General features: G+C 65.7%; 17 protein-coding genes. 8 read left to right on the top strand and 9 right to left on the bottom strand.

Features of this window, described 5'->3' with window-relative positions; all coding sequences use genetic code 11:
* The first annotated feature begins 24 nt into the window (after positions 1 to 24).
* Positions 25 to 1,164: a patatin-like phospholipase family protein gene (locus AC1Q5W_RS09060; protein WP_492645298.1), complete on the top strand. Its 1,140-nt coding sequence runs from the start codon at positions 25 to 27 to the stop codon at positions 1,162 to 1,164.
* A 28-nt stretch (positions 1,165 to 1,192) separates the two neighbouring features.
* Positions 1,193 to 1,831, top strand: coding sequence for a hypothetical protein (locus AC1Q5W_RS09065; RefSeq protein WP_492645299.1), 639 nt, complete (start codon positions 1,193 to 1,195; stop codon positions 1,829 to 1,831).
* Positions 1,832 to 1,870: 39 nt separating this feature from the next.
* Here the strand turns inward: AC1Q5W_RS09065 and AC1Q5W_RS09070 are convergent, their stop codons facing one another.
* The 7 genes from AC1Q5W_RS09070 to AC1Q5W_RS09100 are packed head-to-tail and all read right to left on the bottom strand — an operon-like array spanning position 1,871 to position 8,160.
* The gene (locus tag AC1Q5W_RS09070; protein WP_492645300.1) at positions 1,871 to 3,442 is read right to left on the bottom strand and encodes a cytochrome D1 domain-containing protein; all 1,572 of its coding nucleotides are present in this window, start codon (positions 3,440 to 3,442) and stop codon (positions 1,871 to 1,873) included.
* Positions 3,439 to 4,596, bottom strand: a complete 1,158-nt coding sequence (nirJ, locus tag AC1Q5W_RS09075; RefSeq protein ID WP_492645301.1) for a heme d1 biosynthesis radical SAM protein NirJ — start codon at positions 4,594 to 4,596, stop codon at positions 3,439 to 3,441. Before nirJ ends, AC1Q5W_RS09070 begins: the two co-directional genes overlap by 4 nt.
* A gap of 52 nt (positions 4,597 to 4,648) precedes the next feature.
* Positions 4,649 to 5,134, bottom strand: a complete 486-nt coding sequence (gene ahbB / locus AC1Q5W_RS09080) for a siroheme decarboxylase subunit beta (RefSeq protein WP_492645302.1) — start codon at positions 5,132 to 5,134, stop codon at positions 4,649 to 4,651.
* Positions 5,131 to 5,580: an Lrp/AsnC family transcriptional regulator gene (locus AC1Q5W_RS09085; RefSeq protein ID WP_492645303.1), complete on the bottom strand. Its 450-nt coding sequence runs from the start codon at positions 5,578 to 5,580 to the stop codon at positions 5,131 to 5,133. Before AC1Q5W_RS09085 ends, ahbB (AC1Q5W_RS09080) begins: the two co-directional genes overlap by 4 nt.
* Before the next feature lie 3 nt (positions 5,581 to 5,583).
* Positions 5,584 to 6,633 carry a siroheme decarboxylase subunit beta gene (gene ahbB / locus AC1Q5W_RS09090; protein WP_492645304.1) on the bottom strand — a complete coding sequence of 350 codons (1,050 nt, stop codon included), beginning with the start codon at positions 6,631 to 6,633 and terminating at the stop codon, positions 5,584 to 5,586.
* A gap of 4 nt (positions 6,634 to 6,637) precedes the next feature.
* Positions 6,638 to 7,870, bottom strand: a complete 1,233-nt coding sequence (locus tag AC1Q5W_RS09095) for a cytochrome D1 domain-containing protein (protein ID WP_492645305.1) — start codon at positions 7,868 to 7,870, stop codon at positions 6,638 to 6,640.
* Positions 7,828 to 8,160, bottom strand: a complete 333-nt coding sequence (locus AC1Q5W_RS09100; RefSeq protein ID WP_492645306.1) for a c-type cytochrome — start codon at positions 8,158 to 8,160, stop codon at positions 7,828 to 7,830. The genes AC1Q5W_RS09095 and AC1Q5W_RS09100 overlap by 43 nt, the downstream gene beginning before the upstream one ends.
* 149 nt (positions 8,161 to 8,309) lie before the next feature.
* Between AC1Q5W_RS09100 and cobA the strand changes: the two genes are divergently transcribed.
* From cobA to dcd, 5 genes are all read left to right on the top strand, one after another.
* Positions 8,310 to 9,122 (top strand): uroporphyrinogen-III C-methyltransferase, encoded by an 813-nt coding sequence (gene cobA / locus AC1Q5W_RS09105; protein ID WP_492645307.1) that lies wholly within the window; start codon positions 8,310 to 8,312, stop codon positions 9,120 to 9,122.
* 9 nt (positions 9,123 to 9,131) lie between these two features.
* Complete coding sequence (locus AC1Q5W_RS09110) at positions 9,132 to 10,169, top strand: adenosine deaminase (RefSeq protein ID WP_492645308.1); 1,038 nt, start codon at positions 9,132 to 9,134, stop codon at positions 10,167 to 10,169.
* A 94-nt stretch (positions 10,170 to 10,263) separates the two neighbouring features.
* The gene (locus AC1Q5W_RS09115) at positions 10,264 to 11,367 is read left to right on the top strand and encodes a BMP family ABC transporter substrate-binding protein (RefSeq protein WP_492645309.1); all 1,104 of its coding nucleotides are present in this window, start codon (positions 10,264 to 10,266) and stop codon (positions 11,365 to 11,367) included.
* 31 nt (positions 11,368 to 11,398) lie between these two features.
* Entirely contained in the window at positions 11,399 to 12,721 is a 1,323-nt protein-coding gene (gene guaD, locus AC1Q5W_RS09120) for a guanine deaminase (protein ID WP_492645310.1), read from the top strand.
* Positions 12,722 to 12,816: 95 nt separating this feature from the next.
* Entirely contained in the window at positions 12,817 to 13,389 is a 573-nt protein-coding gene (gene dcd, locus AC1Q5W_RS09125; RefSeq protein WP_492645311.1) for a dCTP deaminase, read from the top strand.
* Between the two features lie 15 nt (positions 13,390 to 13,404).
* Here the strand turns inward: dcd and AC1Q5W_RS09130 are convergent, their stop codons facing one another.
* Entirely contained in the window at positions 13,405 to 14,796 is a 1,392-nt protein-coding gene (locus tag AC1Q5W_RS09130; RefSeq protein WP_492645312.1) for an HD-GYP domain-containing protein, read from the bottom strand.
* A gap of 287 nt (positions 14,797 to 15,083) precedes the next feature.
* Here AC1Q5W_RS09130 and AC1Q5W_RS09135 point away from each other — a divergent pair, with 287 nt between their 5' ends.
* The gene (locus tag AC1Q5W_RS09135) at positions 15,084 to 16,553 is read left to right on the top strand and encodes a DEAD/DEAH box helicase (RefSeq protein ID WP_492646165.1); all 1,470 of its coding nucleotides are present in this window, start codon (positions 15,084 to 15,086) and stop codon (positions 16,551 to 16,553) included.
* Here AC1Q5W_RS09135 and AC1Q5W_RS09140 read toward each other — a convergent pair.
* Positions 16,545 to 17,402, bottom strand: coding sequence for a symmetrical bis(5'-nucleosyl)-tetraphosphatase (locus AC1Q5W_RS09140; RefSeq protein ID WP_492645313.1), 858 nt, complete (start codon positions 17,400 to 17,402; stop codon positions 16,545 to 16,547). The genes AC1Q5W_RS09135 and AC1Q5W_RS09140 overlap by 9 nt on opposite strands.
* Between the last annotated feature and the right edge of the window lie 14 nt (positions 17,403 to 17,416).

The raw sequence follows: 17,416 nt of genomic DNA on the forward strand, positions 1-17,416 counted from the left end.
ACGGGAATTTGCTACCCTTGCGGCATGAGCACACCCCCACTGGAACGCGCGACGCACGCCGCCGATGGCTCCGCCAACCGGCTCAACCTGGCCTTGCAGGGGGGCGGCTCGCATGGTGCCTTCACCTGGGGGGTGCTCGACGCCCTGCTGGAAGATGGCCGCATTGCCCTGGAAGGCATCAGCGGCACCAGTGCCGGAGCCATGAATGCGGTGGCGCTGGCCCATGGCTTTGCGCAGAGCCTGGGCAAGCCGCAGGCCGATGCTCGCGAGGCCGCCCGGGAATCGCTGGCCAATTTCTGGAACGGGATTGTGGCCATGGGGGTGCTGGGGCAGGCGCAGCGCGCGCCGTTTGACCTGCTGTTTGGCCAGTTGGGTGGCAGCAGCAACCCGACGGCGCTGTGGGCCGACGCCATGACGCGGGCCTGGTCCAGCACGCTGTCGCCGTACCAGAGCAATCCGTTTGACCTCAATCCGCTGAAGAATTTTCTGGAAAGCCAGGTGGATTTTGAACGTCTGGCCGATCTCCAGGCACTCAAGGTGTTTGTGGTGGCCACCCGTGTGACGACCGGCAAGGCCGAGGTATTTTCGGGCCGGCGGCTGACGGCCAAGGCTGTCATGGCCTCGGCGTGCCTGCCCATGGTGTTCCAGGCGGTGGAGATCGAGGGCGACCATTTCTGGGACGGAGGCTACTCGGGCAATCCCGCCATCCACCCGCTGATCTACCAGTGCGCCAGCCGCGACATCATGCTGGTGCAGATCAATCCCATCCGCCGCGACAAGTTGCCCACCAACGCCAGCGACATCATGGACCGCCTGAATGAAATCACGTTCAACGCCGCGCTCATTGCGGAAATGCGGGCCATTGATTTCGTCAAGCGCCTGCTGAAAGAGGGCAAGCTTGATCCCACCCATTACAAGGATGTGCTGATGCACCGCATTGACGGTGGCCAGGCCCTGGAGCAGTTCAGCGCCTCCACCAAGACCTCGACCGATGCCAAGCTGATCAAGTCCCTGCACGAACTGGGGCGGGACTGCGCCCGGGAGTGGATGAGCCGGCACCACGCATCGCTCGGCGTGGCCGGTACCGTCAACATTGCCCGGGATTACCTGGACGACCTGCGCATGCCGGTGCAGGCGAGTGCCGATGGCCCGGCCGCGGCGTGAGCAGACAATGGTGTACTGGAGATCAACCATGAGACAAGGCCTATCCATGCAGACCCGTTCCTTCCGATCCTGGGCCGTTGCCGGTCTGGTGTGCCTGGCGCCGCTGGCGGCCCTGGCGGAATTGCCCCGGCGTGACCTCACGGTGGAGTTGCGTCAGGTGCAGGAGGGAGACGAGTCGGGAGGCTATTCCGTCGGCACGACGCCGCGCGAGGCGGGGTTTGCCCCGCAGCAGGTCCGGGTTCGCAATGGCGAAAAAGCCCGCCTGCAGATGACCCAGTCCATGCCCGTGCTGTGGGCGCAAAAGGTGGAGGGGCAGACGTCGTCATTGAACGTCGGTGGCGCCACCGCCAGCAGCAGCGGCGGTGGGGTGACACAGGCGGTGACCTGGATGGAGGCCGGGCAGAGTCTGGCGGTGACGCCCCGCTGGCCGGGCGGCAAGCAGCCGGCGCGTGTGGAGGTGGAGGTGCAGACGGCCGCGGTGGATGAGCGCACCGGTTCGGAGCTGCCAGCCACGGGGCGCCAGCAGCTGGTCACTACCGTGACCGCACCGCTGCGCCAGTGGGTCACGATCGCAACCAGCGGCAGTGCGGCGCAACCGGGGGTCTACAGCAGCACGGCCAACGCCAGCCGCCGCCGGCTGCTGCAGATCCGGGTACTGGACAACTGAAACTCCAGGCACGGCACGGCACGGGCCGTGCCTCGGGGCTCAGTGGCTGGTGCCCTCGGAGCGGCTGATCTTGTTCCAGACGTTGTATTTGCCGATGGGCTTGTTCATGGGCAGGCGTTTGACTTCCTGCAGCGTCTGCGCGTCGTAGACGATGATGGCGCCATCGGTCTCCATCAGGCTGGCCAGCGCATAGCGCCCGTCGCGGGTGAACTCCATGTGGGCAAACGTCTTGCCGGGCACGGGGCGCAGCCGGGCGGCAATGGCCAGGGTGTCCTTGTCGATGGCGATCAGGGTGTCCTTGGCGGTGGGGCTCATCATGGCGTCGGCAAAGGCGTAGCGGGATTTTTCATGGCTGCGCAGGAAGAAGCCCGGGCCCAGGGTGGTGACGCTACCGACGGTTTTCCAGTCCTTGGTGTCGATGAGGCTGATCACGCCTTCCTTCAGGTTGGGCGTGGCCATGACGCGGCGGCCTTTCCAGTCGAATGCGATGCCGGAGCCCAGGTGGGGCATGCCCGGGAGGTCCAGGTCGGCAATCTTGCGCCGGGCATTGAGGTTGACCACCTGCCCCTTGCCTACGCCGTTGCCGTCGGGGCGGGTGGCGCCGAACACATTGGCATAGCTGTCGTCAAAAAAGAAGTCATCCAGGATGTCTTCCAGCGGCGTGCGCCGCGGGTTGAGGAAACCGGGCTTGGCAATGGCCTCCTTCATCTTGTAGTCGTGCACGTAGCCGTCGTAGATGGGCTCGGCGTTGGGGTCGTAGCTGACTTCCCACAACTCAGGAATGTCCTTGAGCGCCACGATGAAACTCTTGCGCGGGGCAGCGTCGTACACGGCAGACACCCGGGAGCTGTGCTTGCCGTCCAGACTGGTGGTGGGGATGGATTTGACGAAGTTCAGTTCTGCGTCCAGCACCACCACGGAATGGGGCAGGTAGTTGCCCACCAGAACCCATTTGCCGTCGTTCGACACCGCCACGTTGCGGGCGTTGATGCCGGCGCGCACCTCGACGACGGTCTTCAGGTTCCAGAGGTCATATTTGGACACCCAGCCGTCACGCGAGCCGAAGTACACGTAGCGGCCGTCGGGCGAAAACTTCGGTCCGCCGTGCAGGGCAAAGCGTGTTGGCGTGCGACCGATCACTTCCAGCTTGTCGCCGTCGAGCACGCTGACGTGGTGGTCACCGGCTTCCACCACCACAAACAGGTTGAGCGGGTCGGCCTTGAAGGCGGGGTGGTCGGGCAAGGTGCCGGGGGCATGGTGCACAACGCGCGAGGCCCGGATTTCGGCCTCGTTCCACACCGGTTGCGGGGTGACGGGTGTGTAGATCCAGGCGGCCAGCGCCTGGATTTCGGCATCACCCAGCACGCCCTGGAAGCCGGCCATCTGCGTGGCGGTGCGGCCTTCGCGGATGACGCGCAGGGCCTCGGGGCGGCGCAGACGTTCCAGGTTTTCCGGCAGCAGCGCGGGCCCGGTTCCGCCCAGTCGGTCGGCGCCATGGCAGGAGGCGCAGCGCTGCTGGAAGACGGCGGAGGCATCCACCGTGTCGGCGGCCAAGACGGGTCCGCTGATGGCGATCAGCAGCGTGAGCAGGGTCAGGGGTAGCCACTTCATGCTGGCACCACCGAGGTGATGCCGATTTCAGCGTCGGTCAGGTAGCAGCCCGGGTCCTCCGCCCAGAAGTCGCCCGTGGTCTGGTGCGCCCGCACGCGGGTGTTGCCGTTGCAGATGCTGAAATAGGCGCATTCTCCGCAGCGCCCCGTCACCGTGCGCGGCTTGGCCTTGAGCCCGGCCATCAGCGGGTCCGAGACATCATTCCAGATCTGCGAGAACGGCCGCTCGCGCACGTTGCCCAGCGTGTGGTGCCACCACATGGTGTCGGGGTGCACCTTGCCCAGGTTGTCGATGTTGGCCACGTTCACGCCGCTGGAGTTTCCGCCCCATTGCTCCAGCTTCTGGCGCAGGTGGGGCACCGATTCGGGGAACCGCTTTTGTGCCCACTGCAGCAGGTACACGCCGTCAGCGTCGTTGTTGCCGGTCACCAGCTCGCGCGGGGTGCTGGATGCGTTCCAGCGCAGGCCGGTTTCGAACAGCAGGTCCATGGCATCGCGGGTGGTGCGGTAGTGGGCATCGGTGTCGCGGTTTTTCTTGCCACGGCCGGCGTAGTTGAGGTGCGAGAAATAGAACTTGTCGATGTCCTCGTCTTCGGTGAGTTGCAGCAGGTTGGGCAGGTCATGGGCGTTGTCCTGCGTCATGGTGTAGCGCACGCCCACCTTGACGTCAATGGCGCGCAACTCGCGGATGGCATTCAGGGAGAGATCAAATGCGCCCTCCTTGCGACGAAAGAGATCGTGCGTCTTGGAGATGCCGTCCAGGCTGATGCCCACGTAGTTGAAGCCCACCGCGGCGATGCGCTTGGCCATGGGCGCATCGATCAGGGTGCCGTTGGTGGACAGGCCGACATAGAAGCCCATGGCTTTGGCCTCGTTGGCAATCTCGAAAATGTCCGGGCGCAGCAGCGGTTCGCCACCGGACAGGATCAAGACCGGAACGCCATAGGTCTTCAGGTCTTTCATCACCGTGGTGACTTCCGCGTGGCTCAACTCGTTGGGGAAATCCTTGTCGGTCGAGATGGAGTAGCAGTGCAGGCAGGTCAGGTTGCAGCGGCGGATCAGGTTCCAGATGACCACCGGGCCGGTGGGCTGGTGGCCACGTCCCATGGGGGTGGGGTTGGTGATTTCCTTGAGGTACTGGGAGATGCGAAACATGGGGTCTACTCCGGTTGGGATCTGGGATGGACGGTTGTAGGGGCGGGCGGCGTCACGCCGCCAGGCGCAGGCCGGTTTTCTTGAGAATCTGGGTGGAGAACAGGATGTCGTGCTGGCGGCAATGGGGGCCCAGCAGGGCCGCAATCTGCCCGGCCTGGTTGCGCACCTCTTCGCGGGTGGCGCCGTGCAGCATGGCAAACAGGTTGTAGGGCCAGGCAGGCAGGTGGCGTGGCCGGCGGTAGCTGTGGGTCACGAAGGCCAGGGCGCCCACCTGTTCGCCCAGGCGGTCGACCTGCTCGTCGGCCACGTCCCATACGCTCATGCCGTTGGCGGCATAGCCGATGGCGTAATGGTTGGGAACGGCGCCGATGCGCCGGATGATGCCGCGGTCGAGCAGGCCCTGCAGGCGCTGCAGCACTTCGGCTTCACTCAGGCCCAGCTGTTCGGCAACGGCCTGGTAGGGGTGTGCCACCAGCGGCAGGCCACCCTGCGTGGCGACAATCAGCCTTTGGTCGGTTGCGTCCAGTGCGTGTGTCATGTGATCACCGGCAATTTCATTTCAACAAAGTACTCGCGCTCCTTGGGAAACGCGTAGACCGTGAGCTGGGTGGCGGCCTCAATTTTCCGGATGGTGGCCGCAATGTCCTGCGGCGTGCGGGTAGCCAGCACGAACCACATGTTGAGGGCGTGCTCGCGCCGGTAGTTGTGGGCAACCTCGGCAAAGGCGTTGACGGCCTGGTTGACTTCCTCAAACCGCTCTTCGGGCACCTGCAGGGCCGCCAGGACAAAGGCGCCGCCCATGCGTTCGACCTGGAACATGGGGCCAAAGCGGGTGAGAACCCGGGTGTCGAGCAAGTGCTGCAGGCGCGCCAGCAGGGTGGCTTCGTCGATGCCTATTTTTTCGGCAACCTGTGCGTAGGGCGACGGGCACAGCGGAAACCCGCCCTGCAGGTTGTCGATGATGGCGCGGTCTATGGCATCCATGGGTCAGGCTGCCAGGGTGTTGGGTTGCGGGTCCGCGGGGGTGGCATTGGCATAGTAGGCGCCTTGCTGCTTGTAGCGGGTACGTGAAAAAAGCACCGCGTGCGGGTAGCCCTGCAAGGCATGGCGGGCGCGCAATTCTGCAATCTGTTGCTCAACTACGTTGCGGTCGCGGCCATGCACCATGCAGAACAGGTTGTAGGGCCAATCCGGCGCCACGCGCGGGCGCCGGTAGCACAGGGTCACGCCAGGGTGCTGCCCCAGCTGCCGGCCCAGCTCGGAAACCAGGGCATCGGGAATGTCGTGCACCACCATGGCGTTGGCGGTGTAGCCCAGCTCGTGGTGGCGGACCACGACGCCGAAGCGTTTCAGGATGCCTAGGTCCAGCCAGGACGCGAGTTGCTCCAGAACCTGCTGCTCGGTACAGTGCAGTTGCCGGGCCAGCTGGCGGTAGGGCTGCGGCACCAACGGCAAACCGCCTTGCAGGGCATTGACCAGGGCCTGTCCATCGGTGTCCAGTGCCACGGCGTTCGCGGGGCTGGCGGGTGCGTGGGCGGGTTTGGGCGTGGCCACGCCCGTGGGCGCACAGGTGCCGTCGTGTTCCAGCCGGAACCCCAGATCGATGTGGTATTCCTCTTCCAGCGGCAGGCGCAACACGGGCGACTGGCATTGGGCCTCGATCTCGGCGAGCACGCAGGCCAGTCGCTGCGCCGAGCTGGCCGTCACCACGAACCACAGGTTGTAGCGGTGCTCACGTTCGTAGTTGTGGTTGACCTCCGGGAACCGGCTGACCGTGGCGGCCACCTCTGCCAGGCGCTCGGGCGGCACACAGAGGGCGGCCAGGGTGCTGGCGCCGATGCGCCGGGGCGCGAAGACCGCACCCACGCGGGAAATGCGGCCCTCCTGCTGCAAGCTGGCACAGGCGGCCAGTACGGCGGCCTCGGTGCTCTCTAGTTCCTGCGCTATGCGGGCAAAGGGCGCGCTGCACAGCGGAAAGCCGCGCTGGTACTCGTTGAGTACCCGGAATTCCAGCGGCGACGCGGCGGCGTTGGGCATGGCGTCAGAAACCGGTGCGACCGGCGCGCACCGTGAACAGGATGCCCGAGGGCGACTCCGCCGGCAGCTCGGTAATCGGGCGGTGGGTGCGCGTGTCCATCACGACGACCTTGTTGTCGTCCCGGGCACTGATCCACACGGCTTCGCCCCGGGGTGTGAACTCCATGTGCAGGACGACCTTGCCCGGCTCCAGGTTGTGGGTGATTTTCTGGGTCAGGGTGTCAATGACCTGTACGTGGCTGTTGTCCGGGTGGGCAAAGTTGACCCAGATTTCGCGCCCGTCCGGGCGCGCCATGACAAACACGGGCTGGCCCTTGACGGCGATGCGCCCCACCTCCTGCCAGGTGCGGGTGTCCACCACCAGCACCTCATGCCGGCCGATGGCTGGCAGGTAGAGGCGACCGTCCGCCATGGCCCAGCCGCGCAGGTGCGGCATCTTGTACACCGGCAAGGGTTCTTCGCCGCGGCCGTAGCCGGCCAGCACCTTGCGCACGCCGCGCTGGGGTTGCCACAGGTCGAGCATGGCCAGGCCGTCCTCGCCGAACAGCCCGGCCAGGTAGTAGCGGCCGTCGGGGGTGATCAGGCCGTCATACGGCTGCTTGCCAATCCCGGTATAGCGGGTGATGGTGGGGTGGGCCGGGTCCGCGGAGAGGTCTGCCACCCAGATTTCCCCGGCCTCGAACAGCGAAAAGACGAATCCGACGCCCGGGGCGTCGGCCAAGCCGACCACCTTGGAGGTCTGCCCCGCGTCGCCGTAGCGGGCGGGAATGTCGGCCACCGGCGCCAGTGTCTGGGCATCAAAAATGCGTACGCCGCCGGGCTCGTAGTTTTGCGCGGCCACAAAGCGGCCGTCCTGCGAGATGGCGCCTCCGATGGAGTTGCCGGCCTGGACTACACGCCGCACCAGCGTGGCGGTCAGCAGGTCAATTTTGGACAGGCCGCCGTCGCGGCCAAAAACGTAGGCATAGCGGCCATCGCGGGAGAAGACGGCCGATGCGTGGGAGAGGTCCCCCAGCCCGGCGACCGTGGCAATGCGGGTGCGGGCGGTGGTGTCGACAATCTGGACCTGGCCGATGGCGCGTTCAATGACGATTCCCAGGTCGCCGGTGCCCCGCAACACGGGTTGCGGCTCGGCCGCCTGGGCGGTTGGGGCCAGCAAAGCGGCGCTGGCCAGCGTGGCGCCCAGCAGGGCGGCTACTCGGTGGGAAATCCGGCTTGCAAATGTTCGACGATCCATTGAGCTTCCTGTTCTGTTAACAGCCCGCGCCAGGGGGGCATGGGGGTGCCCTTTCGGCCATCCAGGATGGTGGCTACCAGGGACGATGCGGGTTTCCCTTCCAGGTCCTGGGGAAGCAGCGGGGAGCCCAGCCCGCCGGTCAGGCGCAGGCCGTGGCAGGACCCGCAGTCCTGCCGGACCAGGCGCACCAGCTGGGAGGCGTGCTCGGGCGAAATCTCGCCGGCGTTGCACAACGACAGCGAGAAAATGCTCCAGCACACGCCCAGACCCAGGGCGAAGCCACGCTTCATGTTGCTCTCCTCCAGAGGGTGGATTGATGTGGCATAGTAACAATTTTGACGGGTGACTTTGGATTGGCTTTGACCTGAGTCAATATTCGTGGACCATTGATGCAATTAAATTGCATCTTATAAATACAGGACAAGCAAAGGTGAACGTCATGAATGCCACGGTTCCTACATCCATATTGCTTGAGCCATCCGAAGGCACAGGCGCGGCCGGGCGGGTCAGCCTGGTGGGAGCCGGCCCTGGCGACCCCGATCTGTTGACGCTGAAGGCGGCGCGCCGCCTGGCGGAGGCCGACGTCGTGGTCTACGACAACCTGGTAGGCGCCGGGGTGCTGGCCCTGATTCCCGACCACGTGGAGCGCATTTACGTGGGCAAGGAGTCGTCCAACCATTCGGTCCCACAAGATGAAATCACCCTGCTGCTCATTGCCCAGGCCCAGCGGGGCCGGCGGGTGGTGCGCCTCAAGGGGGGGGACCCCTTTGTCTTCGGGCGTGGCGGCGAGGAACTCAGTGTGATTGTTGCCGCGGGGGTGCCCGCGGAGGTGGTGCCCGGAATTACGGCGGCACTGGGCGCGTGCGCCGATACCGGCATTCCGCTGACGCACCGGGATTTTGCCCAGAGCTGCGTGTTCGTGACCGGCCACCGCAAGGACGGATCGATCGGGCTGGACTGGCCCATGCTGGCCCGCCCGTTCCAGACCGTGGTGATCTACATGGGGGTTGGCGGGCTGGCCGGCATTGCCGAACAGCTGGAGCTGCACGGCATGCCGGCGGACACGCCGGTGGCGCTGGTGCGCAATGCCACCCGCGCCGACCAGCAGACGGTGGTGGGCACGTTGGACACCATTGTCGACGTCGCCGCTCGCCACCGCATCCAGGCTCCGGCCCTGATCATCGTGGGCGCGGTCGTTTCGCTGTATGACCCGGTGCTGGCCCATGGCCTGCAGGCCATTTCCCGTTCCTGAGCGAGTTCCATGCCCTACCGAGCTATTTCCCCGGAGCGCCTGCCCGAACTGCTGCGGCGCATGCCCAAGGCCGAGTTGCACATGCACATCGAAGGTTCGCTGGAGCCCGAGCTGCTGTTTGCCATGGGCCAGCGCAATGGGGTGGCGCTGGCCTACCCCAGCGTGGAGGCGCTGCGCCAGGCCTACGTGTTCGACAACCTGCAGAGTTTCCTGGACATCTACCACGCCGGCACCACGGTGCTCAAGACGGAGCAGGACTTTTTCGACATGACCTGCGCCTACCTGGAGCGCGCGCAGGCCGACAACGTGGTGCACACCGAGATTTTCTTCGACACCCAGACCCACACGGGCCATGGCCTGAGCACCGAGACCGTCATCAACGGGCTGTACCGCGCCTGTGAAGAGGCGCCGGCCCGCTATGGCCTGTCGGCCTCGCTGATCCTCTGCTTTTTGCGGCACCTCAGCGAGCGCGAAGCCTTCGAGTGCCTGGAGCAGGCCTTGCCGCTGCGTGACAAGCTGGTGGGCATTGGCCTGGCCTCAAGTGAGGTCGGACATCCGCCCGAAAAGTTCGCCCGCGTGTTCGCGCGCGCCCGGGAGCTGGGTTTCCGGCAGGTGGCCCACGCCGGCGAGGAGGCCCCGCCAGCCTACATCTGGAGTGCGCTGGATGTGCTCAAGGTCGAGCGCATCGACCACGGCGTGCAGGCCATCCACGACGCGGCGCTCATGCAGCGCCTGGTGGCCGAACGCATGCCGCTGACCGTGTGCCCGCTGTCCAATCTCAAGCTGCGGGTGTTTCCCACGCTGGAGCAGCACACGCTCAAGCGCATGCTGGACGCTGGCATTGTGGCCACCGTCAATTCCGATGATCCGGCCTACTTTGGCGGCTACATCAACGAGAACTTCACCCAGACCTTTGCCGCCCTGGGGATGACGGCGCAGCACGCCTACCAGCTGGCGCGCAACAGCTTTGACGCCAGCTTCATCGGAGAGGCCCGGCGCAAGCAGTATGTGGAGCGCCTGGACGCGGTGTTCGAGACCTTCGAGTAGCCCGCGATGGGCGGCAACGGTTAAAATCCGTCCCAAGGCCCGCTGCTCCGGCGGGCCTTGTTTTTTGTGTACCGGAGCCATGTAGAGGACCACCATGTACAAAAACCTCGCAGCCACGTTCGTGGCGGCCTGTGCTTTCTCGCTCGCACCTGTGGGTGCCTATTCCCAGACCCCGGACACGCCCCCAGCCGCACCGTTGAAGGTCGGCTTTGTGTACGTTACGCCCCTGACCGACGCCGGCTGGGTGCGCCAGCACGAGCAGGGGCGCCTGGCCCTGGAGGCCGCCCTGGGCAAGGCTGTGCAGACCCGCTACGTGGAAAACGTGGCCGAAGGGCCGGACGCCGAGCGTGTCATCCGCGACCTGGCACGCCAGGGCTACACACTCATCTTCACGCCCAGCTTTGGCTACATGGAGCCCACGCTCACAGTGGCGCAGGAGTTCCCGGACGTGAAGTTCGAGTCCATCACCGGCTACAAGACAGCGCCCAACGTAGCCGCCGCCAATGCGCGCTATTACGAGGGACGCTACCTGGCCGGCATTGCCGCCGGGCGCATGACCCGCAGCAATCTGGCGGGGTATGTGGCGGGTTTCCCCATTCCCGAAGTGCTGCAGGGCATCAACGCCTTCACGCTGGGCATGCGCTCGGTCAATCCCCAGGCGCAGGTCAAGGTGGTGTGGCTCAACGAGTGGTTCAACCCCACCCGTGAGCGGGATGCGGCCATGACCCTGTTCAACCAGGACGTGGACGTGATCGCCTTCCACACCGGCTCCACCGCCGTCATGGCCGCTGCCCAGGAGCGCGGCAAGCTGGCCGTGGCCTACCACTCCGACATGCGCAAGATCGCGCCCGATGCCCAGATCGTGGCCGTCACCCACCAGTGGGGCGACTACTACATCCGGCGCGCCCGCGCCGTGCTGGCCGGTACCTGGAAAAGCGGCACCGTGTGGGGTGGCGTGCGCGAGGGCATGATCCGCGTGGGTGACTTTGGCTCCAAAGTACCCAAGGCCGTGCAGGCGGAGGTGCTGGCACGCCAGAAAGACATTGCCCGGGGCACCTTGCACCCGTTTCACGCCACCCAGGTGGTGCGGGACAACGAAGGTCACCCGGTGATCGAAAAGGGCCAGACGCTGAGCGACGCCCAGATTCTGGGCATGAACTGGCTGGTGGAGGGTGTGCAGGGAAAACCCGGCCATTAGCCCGGTTCAAGCCCGGTTTAAGCTTGGGTCCATGAAAGCCTACCGCGCCTGCCTTCTCTGGTTTGCCCCGCACAGCGAGGGGCCGGCCCGTGCGTTGCTGGAGGAAGACGGCCTGCTGGTGGTGGGCCCCAATGCGGCGGGCGTGCAGGTGGTGCAGGCGGTGGGCGCCTGGCGCGACCTGGCGGGGCGCTACCCGGACGTGCCGGTGGAGCACTTCCCGGGGCGCATCATCGCGCCGGGTTTCGTGGATCTGCATACCCATTACCCGCAGACCAACGTGATTGGGTCTCCCGCCGAGGGGCTTCTGCCCTGGCTGGAACACTACACATTTCCAGAGGAAAAACGCTTTGCAGCGCCCGACTACTGTGCGCAAGCAGCTACGTTTTTCATAGCAGAACTGCTGCGCAACGGTGTGACGACGGCGTTTGCCTTCGCCACCTCGCACCCCGCATCGGTCGACGCCCTGTTCAGTGCGGCCCAGGCCCGGCACCTGCGCCTGGTCACCGGCCTGTGCCTGATGGACCGCCACGCCCCGGCGGAGCTGCTGAACCAGCCCGTGGCGGGTGCAGCGGCCGATGCCACCGAGCAGAGCCTGCTGGACTCCGAGGCCCTGATCCAGCGCTGGCACGGCCAGGGCCGCCTGGGTTACGCCATCACACCCCGTTTCGCACCCACCAGCACCGACGCCCAGCTGCGCGGCGCGGGAGCACTGGCGGCGCGCTACCCGGACGTGTGGGTCCAGTCCCACGTGGCCGAGAACCGGCAGGAAATTGCCTGGGCGCGTACGCTGTTTCCTGCTTCGCGCAGCTACCTGGCCACGTATGCCGATTTCGGCCTGATGCGCCCGCGCGCCCTCTACGCCCACTGCATCCACTTCGACGATGACGATCGTGCTCTGATGCGCGACACCGGGGCGGCGGCGGCGGTGAGCCCTACCAGCAACCTGTTCCTGGGCAGCGGCTTCTTCGACTATGCCGGGGCGGACCGCGCAGGCTTTGCGTACGGCCTGGCCAGCGACGTGGGCGCCGGCACCTCGTTCAGCCCGTTTCACACCATGCTGGGGGCCTACTACGTGGGGCGCGAGGGGCAGACCAAGCCGGGCGTATCCCTGCGCCCGCAGCAGCTGTGGTGGCAGCACACGGCCGGCGCCGCGCGCGCTGCGGGGCTGGACGGCGTGGTGGGCAATCTGCTGCCGGGCTGCGAGGCCGACTTTGTGGTGCTCAATCCGCAGGCCACGCCCTTGCTGGCGCGCAAGACCGCCCTGGCTGCGAATCTGGACGAACTGCTGTTCGCCCTGATCGTGCTGGGCGACGACCGGGTGGTGGAACGCACGGTGATTTCACAAGCCTTTTAGGCCTCCAGCGCCCGCATTCATTGCGCAGACAGCTCTTCTTTTGATAGCGTTTGCGGCCTGCTTACAATCACCCCCAACTTAGGAGTTGAGTTCCCATGAGCATCAAAAGCGACAAATGGATTCGCCGTATGGCCGAGCAGCACGGCATGATCGAGCCGTTCGAGCCGGGCCAGATCCGCCAGCACGATGGCAAGAAGATCATTAGCTACGGCACCAGCAGCTACGGTTACGACATCCGCTGCGCGCCCGAGTTCAAGGTGTTCACCAACATCCACAGCACCGTGGTCGACCCCAAGAACTTCGACGAAAAGAGTTTTGTCGATTTCCACGACGACGTCTGCATCATCCCGCCCAACAGCTTTGCGCTGGCCCGCACCATGGAGTACTTCCGCATCCCGCGCAATGTGCTCACGGTCTGCCTGGGCAAGAGCACCTATGCGCGCTGCGGCATCATCGTCAACGTGACCCCGTTCGAACCCGAATGGGAAGGCTACGTGACCCTGGAGTTTTCCAACACCACGCCGCTGCCGGCCAAGATCTACGCCGGCGAGGGCTGCGCCCAGGTGCTGTTCTTCGAGAGCGACAAGGACGACGTCTGCGAAGTGTCCTACAAGGACCGCGGCGGCAAGTACCAGGGTCAGGTGGGCGTGACGCTGCCCAAGGCCTGAGCCTCGAAAGTCTGCTCAGGCCGCCTTGGGCAGGTCTTCGGCCTGCAAGCGTGCCATGGCGGCCTTCAGGGCTTCGAAGCAGCGCGGGTCCAGTGCCGTGCCAACGGTCTTGGCCATCATTTCCAGCGTCTGCGGAATCGGTACCGCGCCGCGGTAGGGGCGCTCGGCCGTGATGGCGTCAAAAATATCCGCCGTGGTGATGATGCGGGTTTCCAGATGGATGTCTTCGGCCATGAGGCCCCGCGGGTAGCCACGGCCGTCGAGCCGTTCATGGTGCGCGCCGGCCACGCGGGCCAGTTCGCTGAAAGCATGTATCTTGGACAGGATGGATTCCGTCAGGCGCGCATGGTCGCGCACCGCCGCCCATTCGGCTTCGTCGAGCTTGCCGGCCTTGTCCAGCACACTGTTGCTGACCCCCAGCTTGCCCACGTCGTGCAGGAGTGCACCGCGCTTGAGCCAGCGCCGGCGCTCCAGGCTCAGGCCCAGCGCTTCGGCGATCAGGTCGGTGTACAGGGCCACGCGGGCGCTGTGGCCGCTGGTGTAGGGGCTTTTGGAGTCCACCACCTGGCCGAAGGCGGCGGCTATGTCGTCCAGGTAATCCTCGTCCAGCGGCACCACATGGGCGGCGGGTTCCAGGGCCAGGACGGCGGTTTCGATGCCGGCCGAACCCAGGGTGGACCAGAAGGCGTCGTTCGTTGCCACCGCTTCCATCGCGGCGGCCAGGGCCGGATCGAACCATTGGCCGGCGCGCCTGCGCACCTCGTCCATGGCCGCTTCGCGCCCGTCGGCCGTGTGGAAAACGTCCACCACCTGGGCCAGCAGGGCGATGCGGGCATAGATGGGAATGGCCTCGCCCTGCAGCTGGTCGGGCTTGCCCTGGCCATTCCAGTGCTCGTCCAGGCTGTAGATGCCGGCGGCGACGCCTTCGGAGAAGCGAAGTAGGCGCGCGATCTCGGCGCCGCGCTGGCATCGCGTCTGGATCAACTCCTGCGAATATTCGGGTCCGTTGCGGAAGATGTTGAGTACGCTGCGAAAGCGCTCGGCCAGGCCCGACTTCAGGCCGGTGTGCTGCAGCACGAAGCGCACCACCTGGGGCAGGCTGTCGCCCACGTGTTTGAAGTCGCGCTTGAAATCCAGGTCGTCAGTCAGGTACAGCTCGCAGATGCGGGCCGCGTTGCTGCTGCAGCCCAGGTCCTTGAGCAGCAGGGTGTAGTACAGCTCCCACTGCTGGGCCTCGCTGAGGCCGATGGACCGGCCGATGTGCATGCCAATCCAGCAACAGCGCACGCAGTGCCCCTCGGGCTGGCCTTCGGTGATGTCCAGCGCGTGGCTGAGCGCGCTGATGAGCTCGGCCAGCTTGAGCCCGGCGGCAATGGGGCTGGGGTCAACCAGGGTTCGTTGGAGCATGGAGCGAGTTTAGGCAGCCCGGGGTGGTCGTTCCGGATCTAGGGGTATTGGGGGAGGGCCGGCTTGCCGGGGGGGCAGGAAACGGCCGCATCCGGGCCTGCAATACCGCGGCCCTACCACCCAACGTGAGACTAGGGGATAATACGGGGCTGCCCCCAGCGTTGGGAGGCAGTCAGCTATCGGATGGATAGCACCTCCTTTTGCTATGCATGACCGATTTGAATACTGAACTCACCCCCCCCGTTTCCCCCGAAGTTTCCAATGCGCTGACGGCGGATACGCCGCCGATGGCCTTTGCCCAGCTGCAACTGGCCGCACCGATTGCCCGCGCCGTGGCCGAAATGGGGTACGAGAGCATGACGCCCATCCAGGCGCAGGCCATCCCGGTGGTCTTGACCGGCAAGGATGTGATGGGCGCGGCCCAGACCGGCACCGGCAAGACGGCCGCTTTCGCACTGCCCTTGTTGCAGCGCATGATGAAGCACGAAAACGCCTCCACCTCGCCCGCCCGCCATCCGGTGCGCGCGCTGGTGCTGCTGCCCACCCGCGAACTGGCCGACCAGGTTGCCCAGCAGGTGAAGCTGTACGCCAAGTACACCAACCTGCGCAGTGCGGTGGTGTTTGGTGGCATGGACATGAAGCCCCAGACCCTGGAGCTGAAAAAAGGCGTGGAAGTGCTGGTAGCCACCCCAGGCCGTCTGCTGGACCACATCGAAGCCAAGAACGCCGTCTTGAACCAGGTGGAATACGTGGTGCTGGACGAAGCCGACCGCATGCTGGACATCGGTTTCCTGCCGGACCTGCAACGCATCCTGTCCTACCTGCCCAAGCAGCGCACCACGCTCCTGTTCTCGGCCACCTTCTCGCCGGAAATCAAGCGCCTGGCCAACAGCTACCTGCAGAACCCGGTCACCATCGAAGTGGCGCGGTCCAACGCCACGGCGTCGACGGTGGAGCAGCATTTTTACAGTGTTCCCGAAGACGAGAAGCGCCACGCCCTGCACCAGATCCTGAAATCGCGCGGCATGAAACAGGCCTTTGTGTTTGTGAACAGCAAGCTCGGTTGCGCCCGTCTGGCGCGTTCGCTGGAGCGCGAGGGCCTCAAGACCGCTGCCCTGCACGGTGACAAGAGCCAGGACGAGCGCCTGAAGGCGCTGGACGCGTTCAAGAAGGGCGAGGTCGACCTGCTGGTGTGCACCGACGTGGCTGCGCGCGGCCTGGACATCAAGGACGTGCCGGCGGTGTTCAACTTCGACATCCCGTTCAATGCCGAAGACTATGTGCACCGCATCGGCCGTACCGGCCGCGCCGGCGCATCCGGCCTGGCGGTCAGCTTTGTGGGCGGCAACAACGACGCCCGTCTGGTGGCCGACATCGAAAAGCTCATCAAGACCAAGATCGAGCTGGAGGCGGTGGAGTTCGACGAGAACAGCCCCGACATCCGCCGTCAGGGCCGCATCAACGACGGCCGGCGCATGTATGCTGAAGATGGTGGCGACAATGGCCGCAGCGGCGGACGCGGCGAGCGTCGTCCGTCACGTGACGAAGCGCCCCGCGCGCCGCGGCCCCCACGCAGCGACTACAGCCGCCCCGCGCAGGCCTCACGCGACCCCTTCTTCGACAAACCGTACGAAGCCCCTGCGGCGCAGGAAGCGGCGACACCGTCCTGGGAAGCCAGCGCACGTCCGGCAACGCGCAGCATCTCCGCCAACATCAAGCCCAAGGTCAAGGTCGCAGCGCTGTTCAAGTCACAGTGATTTGCCGGGCTGCTGTGCCGCCTGGCAGGCAACCTGGATGAGTTCCTGGGTCCAGGCACCCGCCTGGCTGCCAATGCGCAGGGCGCTCAGGGCGCCGCCCCACACGCAGCCCGTGTCCAGTGACAGCACGTCGCTGCGGCCCAGCCAGCCCAGCGTGGACCAGTGGCCGAACGCCACCGCCACGTCGGCCGTGCGTCGACCCGGCACCTCAAACCAGGGCAGATAGCCCGCCGGTGCACTGCCGGAGCTGTCCTTGGTGTCGAATTCCATCTTCCCCTTCGGCGTGCAGAACCGCAGGCGGGTCAGTGCGTTGACCACCACGCGCAACCGGTCGACGCCGGTGAGGGAGTCTTTCCAGCGCGCGGGTTCGTTGCCATACATCTGGTGCAAAAAATCCACCAGATCCGGCCCGCGCAACACCACTTCCACTTCTGCTGCCAGCTCCAGGGTTTGCCAGGCCGTCCACTGGGGCAGCACGCCCGCATGCACCATCAGCAGGTCGCGTGTGCCAATGCTTTCAAACAGGGCCATGTTCTGCTGGCACAGCCAGGCCAGCATGGCGGAGCGGTCCGGCGCGTTCAGAATGCCGTCCAGGGTGTCCGTGCGGTGGGGCTTGCGCACGCCATGCGCCACGGTGAGCAGGTGCAGGTCGTGGTTGCCCAGCAGGCAGCGGGCGGCGGTGCCGTAGCCCATCAGGCGGCGCAGCACGGCGGCCGAGTCGGGGCCGCGGTTGACCAGGTCACCGAGCAGGTAGATGGTGTCGCGACTGGGGGAAAAATCCAGGGTGTCGAGCAGGCGCTGCAGCGCGGTGTCGCAGCCTTGGACATCGCCAATAAGGTAAAGTGCCATGCTGTTTATTCTCG

The organism is Rhodoferax sp. MLSD5-FHT05B10 (genome assembly GCF_058793415.1).

What these genes read in the sequence shown, in the direction of transcription:
- AC1Q5W_RS09060 (WP_492645298.1), top strand. Translation starts at nt 25, where the DNA reads ATGAGCACACCCCCACTGGAACGCGCGACGCACGCCGCCGATGGCTCC.
- AC1Q5W_RS09065 (WP_492645299.1), top strand. Translation starts at nt 1,193, where the DNA reads ATGAGACAAGGCCTATCCATGCAGACCCGTTCCTTCCGATCCTGGGCC.
- AC1Q5W_RS09070 (WP_492645300.1), bottom strand. Translation starts at nt 3,442, where the DNA reads ATGAAGTGGCTACCCCTGACCCTGCTCACGCTGCTGATCGCCATCAGC.
- nirJ (WP_492645301.1), bottom strand. Translation starts at nt 4,596, where the DNA reads ATGTTTCGCATCTCCCAGTACCTCAAGGAAATCACCAACCCCACCCCC.
- ahbB (WP_492645302.1), bottom strand. Translation starts at nt 5,134, where the DNA reads ATGACACACGCACTGGACGCAACCGACCAAAGGCTGATTGTCGCCACG.
- AC1Q5W_RS09085 (WP_492645303.1), bottom strand. Translation starts at nt 5,580, where the DNA reads ATGGATGCCATAGACCGCGCCATCATCGACAACCTGCAGGGCGGGTTT.
- ahbB (WP_492645304.1), bottom strand. Translation starts at nt 6,633, where the DNA reads ATGCCCAACGCCGCCGCGTCGCCGCTGGAATTCCGGGTACTCAACGAG.
- AC1Q5W_RS09095 (WP_492645305.1), bottom strand. Translation starts at nt 7,870, where the DNA reads ATGGATCGTCGAACATTTGCAAGCCGGATTTCCCACCGAGTAGCCGCC.
- AC1Q5W_RS09100 (WP_492645306.1), bottom strand. Translation starts at nt 8,160, where the DNA reads ATGAAGCGTGGCTTCGCCCTGGGTCTGGGCGTGTGCTGGAGCATTTTC.
- cobA (WP_492645307.1), top strand. Translation starts at nt 8,310, where the DNA reads ATGAATGCCACGGTTCCTACATCCATATTGCTTGAGCCATCCGAAGGC.
- AC1Q5W_RS09110 (WP_492645308.1), top strand. Translation starts at nt 9,132, where the DNA reads ATGCCCTACCGAGCTATTTCCCCGGAGCGCCTGCCCGAACTGCTGCGG.
- AC1Q5W_RS09115 (WP_492645309.1), top strand. Translation starts at nt 10,264, where the DNA reads ATGTACAAAAACCTCGCAGCCACGTTCGTGGCGGCCTGTGCTTTCTCG.
- guaD (WP_492645310.1), top strand. Translation starts at nt 11,399, where the DNA reads ATGAAAGCCTACCGCGCCTGCCTTCTCTGGTTTGCCCCGCACAGCGAG.
- dcd (WP_492645311.1), top strand. Translation starts at nt 12,817, where the DNA reads ATGAGCATCAAAAGCGACAAATGGATTCGCCGTATGGCCGAGCAGCAC.
- AC1Q5W_RS09130 (WP_492645312.1), bottom strand. Translation starts at nt 14,796, where the DNA reads ATGCTCCAACGAACCCTGGTTGACCCCAGCCCCATTGCCGCCGGGCTC.
- AC1Q5W_RS09135 (WP_492646165.1), top strand. Translation starts at nt 15,084, where the DNA reads ATGGCCTTTGCCCAGCTGCAACTGGCCGCACCGATTGCCCGCGCCGTG.
- AC1Q5W_RS09140 (WP_492645313.1), bottom strand. Translation starts at nt 17,402, where the DNA reads ATGGCACTTTACCTTATTGGCGATGTCCAAGGCTGCGACACCGCGCTG.